Raw genomic sequence first — 1143 nt, 5'->3', positions numbered from 1 at the left:
CCAAATGTCGAAAATGAGTTTTCACGTCATTGGATGTCTAGCCTCAAATACATTAAGCTGACTTGGATTTGGCGTAAATGCCTAAAAACAAAGAGCCTTCCACACCGCGTTTGGGAAGGCTCTTTCAGTATTATTTTTTAATTTGCTAAAGGCTCATGCTTCGCAGCAATCAGACCGTAAGCACTCCAGCCAAGGAAGGTTACGATAGAGCCCCACATCATCGCTTCGTAGCCGGAGCCGTAAAGCGCGTAGAAACTGTACAGAGAGCCAATCAGAGCGATAACGTTGGTGGTTTTCATCTCGCGCTCCGGCACGTGCGCCACTTGCTGCATGATGAAGATTGCGCCCATACATAGAATGTAAGGAATAACGTTTGTTACTACCGCTAGGTTAACCAGCGCTTCGAACTGCTCGTTCAGCGTTGGAGAAATCGTCATTAGAGACAATACAGATTGGATAATAGTAATCGCGATCATACCTTTGATTGGCGTACCACGTTTGTCCACTTGAGAGAACAATTTAGGGAAGAAGCCAGCATCAGAAGACGATTTGAACACTGACGCGATAGTGAATTGCCAACCCAATAGAGAGCCCGCACAAGCCAATACCGCCATACCCGCAACCACTTTACCAGCGGCTGAACCTAGCATCACTGTCCATACGGTTGAGAATGGCGCTGTAGATGCAGCAAGCTCAGAGTTTGCAACGATACCAGAACAGATGTTTGTCGATACAATGTAAACCACAGCCGCGATTAGTGTACCGCCTAGCACTGCGATTGGTACGTTCTTCTCTGGGTTTTCTACCGCTTCAGAGTTCGCACAAGCTGATTCAAGACCAAGGAATGCCCATAGAGTCATCGCAATAGAAGCACTCACTGCTTCACCAAATGGCAAGCTGTGTGGGTTCCAAGCTTCAATGTACATGGTTGGGTTAAACCAGAACCAACCAACAATACCCAATGAACACACTGGTAGGATTACACCCCACACGGTGAATGTACCAATTTGACCTGTGATTTTCGCACCACCGAAGTTAGCGAAAGTACAAATCCAAAGAATGGCGATGGTGTACAAACAGGTTTCGACCGGAGATAGGGTCACTTCAAAGAATGCGGAGCCGTAACCCACACAAGTAATCGCG

The 1143-nt window shown here is 47.1% G+C and carries 1 protein-coding gene; it reads right to left on the bottom strand.

From position 1 onward, the window contains the following. Positions 1-137 precede the first annotated feature (137 nt). Positions 138-1143 (bottom strand): putrescine-ornithine antiporter (gene potE, locus R7Q47_RS25830; protein WP_318090206.1); only part of this gene is annotated, 1006 nt, incomplete at its 5' end.

The organism is Vibrio sp. Vb0349, from assembly GCF_033338975.1.
The sequence above is the reverse complement of the archived record's forward strand: the minus strand, read 5'-3'. Positions and strand labels throughout refer to the sequence as shown.